Origin of the sequence: Xanthomonas populi (genome assembly GCF_002940065.1) — a bacterium.
Taxonomy (GTDB): domain Bacteria; phylum Pseudomonadota; class Gammaproteobacteria; order Xanthomonadales; family Xanthomonadaceae; genus Xanthomonas; species Xanthomonas populi.
Genome location: NZ_MDEJ01000160.1, coordinates 1 through 8,045, shown reverse-complemented (window position 1 = coordinate 8,045; position 8,045 = coordinate 1). Strand labels below are relative to the sequence as shown.

6 protein-coding genes and 4 pseudogenes are annotated in these 8,045 nt (G+C 62.2%); 9 read left to right on the top strand and 1 reads right to left on the bottom strand.

The genetic code is table 11. From position 1 onward, the window contains the following. The first annotated feature begins 222 nt into the window (after positions 1–222). The 6 genes and pseudogenes from XpopCFBP1817_RS18200 (at position 223) to XpopCFBP1817_RS18175 (ending at position 5,673) form a co-directional block, all read left to right on the top strand. The gene (locus XpopCFBP1817_RS18200; protein WP_167393976.1) at positions 223–1,830 is read left to right on the top strand and encodes a flavin monoamine oxidase family protein; all 1,608 of its coding nucleotides are present in this window, start codon (positions 223–225) and stop codon (positions 1,828–1,830) included. Beyond that, positions 1,827–2,252: a c-type cytochrome gene (locus tag XpopCFBP1817_RS18195; protein ID WP_128418188.1), complete on the top strand. Its 426-nt coding sequence runs from the start codon at positions 1,827–1,829 to the stop codon at positions 2,250–2,252. The genes XpopCFBP1817_RS18200 and XpopCFBP1817_RS18195 overlap by 4 nt, the downstream gene beginning before the upstream one ends. 26 nt (positions 2,253–2,278) lie before the next feature. Next, complete coding sequence (locus tag XpopCFBP1817_RS18190; protein WP_128418187.1) at positions 2,279–2,782, top strand: RidA family protein; 504 nt, start codon at positions 2,279–2,281, stop codon at positions 2,780–2,782. Between the two features lie 30 nt (positions 2,783–2,812). Beyond that, positions 2,813–4,007 (top strand): annotated as a pseudogene (locus tag XpopCFBP1817_RS18185) (pyridoxal phosphate-dependent aminotransferase). Positions 4,008–4,180: 173 nt separating this feature from the next. Beyond that, entirely contained in the window at positions 4,181–4,630 is a 450-nt protein-coding gene (gene azu / locus XpopCFBP1817_RS18180) for an azurin (protein WP_128418186.1), read from the top strand. Positions 4,631–4,866: 236 nt separating this feature from the next. After that, on the top strand, positions 4,867–5,673 hold the full coding sequence (locus XpopCFBP1817_RS18175) for an IS5 family transposase (RefSeq protein ID WP_128418185.1): 807 nt from the start codon (positions 4,867–4,869) through the stop codon (positions 5,671–5,673). A gap of 333 nt (positions 5,674–6,006) precedes the next feature. Here XpopCFBP1817_RS18175 and XpopCFBP1817_RS18170 read toward each other — a convergent pair whose 3' ends face one another. Further along, positions 6,007–7,233: an acetylornithine transaminase gene (locus tag XpopCFBP1817_RS18170; RefSeq protein ID WP_128418184.1), complete on the bottom strand. Its 1,227-nt coding sequence runs from the start codon at positions 7,231–7,233 to the stop codon at positions 6,007–6,009. Positions 7,234–7,305: 72 nt separating this feature from the next. Between XpopCFBP1817_RS18170 and XpopCFBP1817_RS18165 the strand changes: the two are divergent. The 3 pseudogenes from XpopCFBP1817_RS18165 to XpopCFBP1817_RS18160 all read left to right on the top strand — a co-directional run. Next, positions 7,306–7,476 (top strand): annotated as a pseudogene (locus tag XpopCFBP1817_RS18165) (ion transporter); the annotation flags it as partial. A gap of 193 nt (positions 7,477–7,669) precedes the next feature. Then, a pseudogene (locus XpopCFBP1817_RS24150) lies at positions 7,670–7,804 on the top strand (IS30 family transposase); the annotation flags it as partial. A gap of 2 nt (positions 7,805–7,806) precedes the next feature. Further along, a pseudogene (locus XpopCFBP1817_RS18160) lies at positions 7,807–7,938 on the top strand (IS30 family transposase); the annotation flags it as partial. Positions 7,939–8,045 lie beyond the last annotated feature (107 nt).

Here is an 8,045-nt window from a genome sequence, read left to right as displayed (position 1 = left end):
AGATCGCTGATTTTTTGAAGGTATGGTCATCATCCAGTGCGTGTCACCACGGCTACGACTTGGTTGTTCGAGGTGCCCTCGTATCAGTTGATCGCACCGCGCCAGCTGTTTGCCAGCCTGGCCTACACGTTCTGAGGCAGAGACGCGGCCGGCGTCACTGCCGGCCGCGCCATGCGTTTTGTCAGTCGCACTTGATCCATGACATGCAAGGACTACGCGTTAATGCAAGGCAATCACTCTGGGGCGATGACGCGGCGGCAATTGCTGGCGCGCATCGGCACGACCGCTGGCGGCGCAATGATGTATCAGGCGATGAGCAGCCTGGGCATGGCGGCCGAATCCAATTTCAAAGGACCACTGCAACTGGATGGCGACCCGAAGGGCGCCTCTGTGCTGATTCTGGGTGCGGGGCTGGCCGGCATGGCCGCTGCATTCGAACTACGCAAGGCCGGGTATCGCGTGCAGTTGCTGGACTACAACGACCGCCCCGGTGGGCGTAACTGGACGCTGCGCGGCGGTGACCGTTACACCGAACTGGGCGGGGCGACGCAACACTGCCAGTTCGATGACGGGCTGTATCTGAATCCCGGGCCGTGGCGCATTCCGCATCACCACAAAGCGGTGCTGAGTTACTGCAAGCAATTCGGTGTGGCCCTGGAAGCATTCAATCAGGTCAACTACAACGCGCTGTTGCATAGCGGAAAAAGCTTCGGCGGCAGACCGCAGCGCTTTCGCGCCATCGATGCCGATTACAAAGGCCACGTGTCCGAGTTGCTGGCCAAGTGCACGCAGCAGCAGGCACTGGACAAGACCGTGAGCCGCCAAGACCAGGAAGTTCTGCTGGAATCCTTGCGGACCTGGGGCGCGCTCGATCACACGTTCGGCTACGTCAAAGGCAAGGACAGCAGCGAGCGACGCGGGTTTGCGCGCTATCCTTGTGGCGGTTTGTCCGGCAAACCGGAATTGTCTGATCCTTTCAGCGTGCAGGATGTGTTGCGCTCGCGCCTATGGACCACACTGGCAGCCGGCAACAACTACGAAATGCAGGCCACCATGTTCCAGCCGGTGGGCGGCATGGACCAGATCGGCAAGGCGTTCGCCGGTCAGCTTGGCGATGCCATCGCCTACAACGCCAAGGTCACCAGGATCGATCAGGACGGCAGCGGCGTCCGTGTGTCCTGGCAGGATGCCGCGCACGGTGGCGAAGAACGCATCGCCAGCGCCGATTGGTGTATCTGCACGATTCCGTTGTCGGTGCTCAGCCGTATTCCGGTCACCGCCAGCGATGCGATGACCACCGCGATCGGCCAGGTGCCGTATGCGGCGTCGGTGAAAGTGGGGCTGCAATTCAAGCGCCGCTTCTGGGAAGAGGACGAAGCCATCTACGGCGGCATCAGCTACACCGATCTGCCGATCGCCTTGATCAGCTACCCCAGCACCCACTATCACAGCCCCGGCAAGGGCGTGCTGCTCGGTGCGTATGTGTGGGGGTTGGACGCTTACCATTTCACCTCGATGAGCCCGGAGCAGCGTGTGCGCAAGGCGGTCGAATACGGCACCCAATTGTATCCGCAATATCCGCGCGAGTTCGAGAACGGCATTGCGGTTGGCTGGCACCGCGTGCCGTTTACCCATGGCTGTTTCGGCATGTGGAGCGAGCAGGCGCGCGCGGAACACTACACGCCGCTGTGCCAGATCGATGGGCGGCTGGCGCTGGCCGGTGAACACGTGTCCTATATTCCGGGCTGGCAGGAAGGCGCAATTTTGTCTGCGCACGATGTCGTGGGCCGTCTGCATCGCAAGGTAATTGCCGGGGGAGGTCGCGCATGAGTCTGTCGCCACGCCTGGCCGCTTCCATGTTCGTCGTTGCGATGGCTGCGTTGCTGCTGCCACCGGGTACGTACGATGCGCAGGCGCAGAGTTCCGATGCAACGCAGTTGTTTCCACAACAGGGTTTTGCCAAGGCATCCGGCCAGGATGTCTATCAGGCGATCTGCCAGGGCTGCCACATGCCGGCCGGGCGAGGTGCTGTAGGTGCGGGCGAGTATCCCGCGCTTGCCGGCAATCCCAAGCTGTCAGCCGGCCCGTACGTCATCATGATGGTGCTCGACGGCCATGCCGGCATGCCAGGCTTCAGCGAGATTCTCAACGACCGCCAGGTGGCCGAAGTGGTGAGCTATGTGCGCATGCACTTCGGTAACGATCACGCCGAGGTCGTCACCGCCGAAGACGTCAAATTGCTGCGCCACTGATTCTTTCTCTCATGCAAGGAGTTGCCATGTTCCGTCCAGTGACTGCCGTTCTCACCGCCGCCATGCTGTGGTCCGCAGGTCTCACCGCCGCGCATGCTGCAGACGTGATTCGCCACAAGATTCCCAATAGCGATTTCCCAATTGCCGCTGCAGTGGAAATTCCCGCCGGCAAGGCCACCGTCTACGTCAGTGGCAAGGTGCCGGCAGTAGTGGATGCCAGCGCGCCGAAGGACTCTGTCGCGGCGTATGGCGACACCAAGGCGCAGACGGTGAGCGTGTTGAATCAGATCAAACAACAGCTCGCAGCGCTCGGCTTGGGGATGGGCGATGTGGTGAAAATGCAGGTGTTTCTGGTCGGCGACACGGCAATGGGCGGCAAGATGGATTTCAACGGATTCATGGAGGGCTATCGCCAGTTATTCGGCACCAAGGAGCAGCCCAATCTGCCGGCGCGTTCCGCATTCCAGATCGCCGCGCTGGGCAATCCGCTGTATCGGGTGGAAATCGAAGTGGTCGCCGTTCGTCCTTGAATCCGTATTGCCGTCCTGATGGAGGTTGTCATGAAAACTGCTCTTTCGCGCCGCTCGTTTCTACGTGACTGCGCGCTGTTTGCCAGCGCTGCCGCTGCTGGCCAGGGCTGCCGAACGCTCGGCCACCATCGCGCCGACACCAGCGAGTGCGTTATCGCCGGTGATGATCGGCTTCAACGAATTCCCGGATAGCCCGTCGGCCGCCGCAGTCAACGCCATCGTGCAGATCGCACCGCAAGGCGGGCGTTACCTGCCTGATGTGCAAATGGAAGTGATGAACACCCTGGCCGCCGGGGCTAAAGCTGCCGGTGAATCATCTGGTGGCTTACGCCGGCTCCACCGAGCCGCTGGACTACACGATGCTGGCGTTCACCTCGCCCAGCGCTGCGCTCGTCACCGCCGATTCCACCTACGAATCCGGTTGGCGCGCGGCCACGCGCAATGGCGCAAAACTGATCAAGGTGGCGTTGCGCAAGGACTTCTCGCACGACGTGCAAGCGATGTGCGCCGCCGACGCCAACCCGGGCGTGATCTATATCTGCAACCCAGACAATCCCACCGGCTCGGTCACTGCGCGCAAGGAGCTGGACTATGCATTGGCGCACAAGCCCAAAGGCAGTGTGCTGGTGGTCGACGAGGCCTCTATCCACTTTGCGCACAGCTCAGCAGCGTGGTCGACATGGTCGACATGGTCGCCGCAGGCGAAGACGTGGTGATGTTGCGCACCTTCTCCAAGCTCTACGGCATGGCCGGCATTGGCCTGGGCTAAGCGGCCGCGCGCCCGAATCTGCTGACCAAACTGATGCTCTACAGCGTCAACAGTCTGCCGGTGACGGCCGCCGCCGCAGGCCTGGCCAGCCCGCGCGATCCTGCACTGGTACCGCAGCGACGCGCACGCACCGCAGCCACGCGCAAGGATGTGATGGACTTTCTCGCCAGGCAGGGCTACGCCTGCACCGCATCGGAGCGCAACTGCTTCATGGTCGATGTAAAGCGCCCGGCCACCGGCTTCAAGGACGACATGGCCACCCATGGCGTGTTCATCAGACGCAGCTGGCCGGTGTGGCCAACCTGGTCGCCGATCACGGTGGGCACCGATGCGGAGATGGCACGCTTCAAGCAGGCGTTCGTGCAGGTAATCGCCGACAGGCGCGGCCCGTTACCGCTGCCGGAAGCCACCGCCGATATACACGATCCGATGGATGCGTTTTTCCGTTACGCGTAGCGCATGTCTCGGGTGTGGAGTCGATGTCGAAGTTTAAATTCGATAGTCGATAGAGATCAGGCGTGCTCAGTCGCGGTAATCTGAGTGCCCCGACGCAGGCGAACGCGGCGGTGTTGCGCCCAGGCGCGCCGGGTATCGCGGTGGCGCGCATCCCCTATCGCAGGAGTGTTCCTTTGAAAGATTTTTCGACATTTGCCGTGATTGGATTGGTGCTGCTTGCGCCGTCGGCGTGGGCGCGCACCTGTGCGTTGACCATCACCGGCAACGATCAGATGAAGTTCGACCAGAACGCGATCAAGCTGGCGCCCGACTGCACGCAGGTTGACCTCACGCTCAAGCATTCCGGCAAGATGGCAGCCACGGTGATGGGCCACAACTGGGTGCTGACCAAGTCCGCCGACTTCCAGGCAGTCGCCAATGCCGGCGTCCGCTCCACCATCGCCGACAGTTATCTCCCCAAAGCCGACGCACGCGTGATTGCGCACACCAAGGTCGTCGGCGGTGGCCACAGCACCACCGTGAGCTTTGCGACCAGCAAATTGAGAAAGGGCGGCGACTACACCTTCTTCTGCTCGTTCCCGGGCCACTGGGAAATGATGAAAGGCACGCTGAGTTTTGGTTGAGGTGTTATGCGCTGCAGGTGCGCGTGACCGACTGCGGGAGTGATGTCTGACGGAGCCAGCGCGCGGTCATGCCGCGTGCTCAAGGGAGATCGTGATCGGACCGGACGGCACCGCAGACGATCGTCGCAGATGACGCTGCTGGTCACGGCGTTGGCGCATCAGCGGGTTTCGCCGACGGCTAAGAGCGGCTAACAAAACCCCTTGAATATTGTCTCGCCGGTGGCAAAATTGCGGAAATGACGCCTCGCAAAGAGATCCCCATTGCGCTGTGGAAGCGCATCGAATCACTGATTCCGCAAGTCAAGCGTTCGCCCAAAGGTGGACGGCCGCGTATCAGTGATCAACAAGCCCTCAACGGCATCGTCTATGTCTTGCGCACGGGCGTGCCGTGGGAAGACCTGCCTGTGGAACTTGGCGATGGCAGCGGCATGACCTGCTGGCGCCGGTTGCGTGATTGGCAAGCCGCCGGTGTGTGGCATCGTCTGCATCAGGTGTTGCTGGCCGAGCTACGTCGCGTCCAGACGCTGGATCTAAGCCGAGCCAGTCTGGACGCCGCCAGTGTTGCCTCCCCCCGGGGGGGCGCCTACACCGGGCCAAACCCGACCGATCGCGGCAAACTCGGCAGCAAACGGCATCTGATCGTGGACCGCAACGGCGTTCCCTTGGCGGTGTGCGTCACCGGCGCCCATCGGCACGACTCGGTCGTGTTCGAGGAGTTGATCGAGGCCTTGCCGCCAATTGGTGGCAAACCAGGGCGCCGGCGACGTTGGCCAGACACATTGCACGCCGACAAGGCCTACGACATCGACCGCTGTCGCGCCTTCCTGAAGCAGCGCGGCATCATTGCGCAGATTGCACGCAAGGGGATCGAGCGCAACGACCGATTGGGCCGTCATCGCTGGGTCGTCGAGCGCACCCACGCCTGGTTCGCAGCAATGGGCAAACTGCGCATCCGCTTTGAACGCCGCATCGATCTCCACTTGGCGTTGCTCTGGCTTGCATGCTCCATCATCTGCTTACGGCTTCTTCCTGGGTTTTGTTAGCCGCTCTTAATTACGAACGCGGAAACAAACCCATCTCCCCCCGGGGAGCGGGGTTGGTGTGAGGGTACAACGGAGCGATAAAAATCAAACCTCATCACCCCACCTAATCACTCACTGTAAGAGAGCCTGACCAAGCTATGCGCAATGCACATCAGCTGAGCAGCGCGGTCTTCGTCCAGTTCCTGGAACTACCGCACATGCGCGCGCAGCACCCAGCACGCGCCCTGGCATAGCCTGGCGCAGATCAAAAAACGCAACAACGGACGCGTTTTCCCAAACCACCCTGGCCAAGGCAAGTACCCGCCACGATGGCGCAGAAAACACATGCGTCCATCACTGCTGCGCTACATAATCGGCAATCGCCAAGTGCAGGAGCGCCAGACCATCAGCCAACTCGTCATCGCTCAGATTAAGCGCCGGCACAAAACGCAAGACATCCGGCCCCGCCTGCAACAGCAGCAAGCCATGCTTGGCCGCAAAATCCAGGATCATCCCGGCCTGCCCTGCGTGCGCCGGCGCCAGCACCGCGCCCAGCATCAGGCCACGCCCCCGAATCTGCGCGAACACACCGAACTCGGCGCTGAGCGCGTCCAGACCGGCGCGCAACGCAGCCGACTGACGCGACACGTTCTCTGCAATCTGCGGCGAAGCCAGCTTGCGCAGCGCCACGCGCGCCACCGCTGCAGCCAGCGGATTGCCGCCGAAGGTGGTGCCGTGCGCACCGAACTGCATGGTCTCGGCCACCTTGGGGCCGGCCAGCATCGCACCGATCGGGAAGCCTCCGCCCAGCGCCTTAGCCAGCGTCACGATGTCTGGCGTCACCTGCTCCTGCCAATGCGCAAACAATGTGCCGGTACGGCCCATACCGCACTGGATCTCGTCCAGCACCAGCAGTGCATCATGCTGATCGCACAGCGCGCGCACGCGGCTCAAAAAGCCCGGCGCGGCCGGCATCACTCCACCCTCGCCCTGAATCGGCTCCAGCATCACCGCAGCCACATCGCCAGCAGCCATCGCCGCTTCCAGCGCCGCCACATCGTTGAAATCCACATAGCGAAAGCCACCGGGCAGCGGCTCGTAGCCTTCCTGATACTTGGGCTGCGCGGTAGCAGTGACCGACGCCAGGGTGCGCCCATGGAAACTGCCGCGGAAGGTCACGATGACGCGCTTGTCGGCCGGGCGGCTCTGATTGCTGGCCCACTTTCGCACCAGCTTGATCGCCGCCTCGTTGGCCTCGGTGCCCGAGTTGCACAGGAACACCTTGTGCGCGAAACGCGAGGCGGTAACCAGTTCTTCGGCCAGCTTCAGCGGCGGCGCACTGAAGAACACGTTGCTGGTGTGCCACAACTTGCCTGCCTGTTCGATCAGCGCAGCCATCAGATCCGGATCGTTATGGCCCAGCCCGCTGACCGCGATGCCGGCAGACAGATCCACATACGCACGACCCTGGTCGTCCCACAGGCGACTGCCCTGGCCACGCTCCAGCACCACCTGGCGCGGGCGGTACACCGGCAGGTAGTAATGGGCGAGGGACAGGGGCGAATCGGCAGCGGTGCTCATGATGGTAGGTCGCAGAAGCGAAGGGAGAACCCGCATTCTCGCGCATTCGCCGGCCTGCGGCACACTGCGCGCATGCGCCCTTTCTCAGATCCTCAGCTCACTACTGCCACCGAAGACGGTTGGCGCCGGCAATGGTTCGACATCATCTACCGGCACGACACCCGCCCGTCGCGCAATTTCGATCCGATGCGGATGGTGGCGATCCCCACCAGCGTGGTGGTGATCATGATCGACAGTGGGCCGCCTCAACTTCCAAGTGCAACACCCTTTCAGCCAGTAGGGCACGCACCTGTCAAAACGCGACTGTCACCTAAGCGCAGAAGCGCGCGCGATGCTCCAGATTCAGGCGCGGCGAGGTCAGAGCTTGTGGTCGATCTCCAGGCCTTTGGGGACAAGCCCGTCGACATTGAGTTGGGAGTTGGCTTAGCAAGACAGCGAGGCGCTGCGCCAGCACACACCATCGCGCGGATTCCAGCGTACGACTGCTGCCAAACGCACCTGGGTGCCGGAGCAACTGCGGATCGTGCACCAACCCGAAGCGGTGCAGCAGCGCTTGGTTTCCGGGCACTGGGCATGTGGTTTGCCGACCCGCATGCGCCCTGGCAGCGGGCAAGCAACGAGAACACCAACGGCCTGCTTCGCCAGTTGCTGCCCAAAGGAGCGGACCTGTCTGGCGTCAGTCAGCACTACCTCACTCACATCGCCTGACTGATGAACACCCGTCCACGGAAAAGTGAATCGCCCCATGATTTCGGGAGGCTCCAACTCTTGAGAAGATGGAGCGATGAGCAAGACAAAGTATTGCCCGGAAG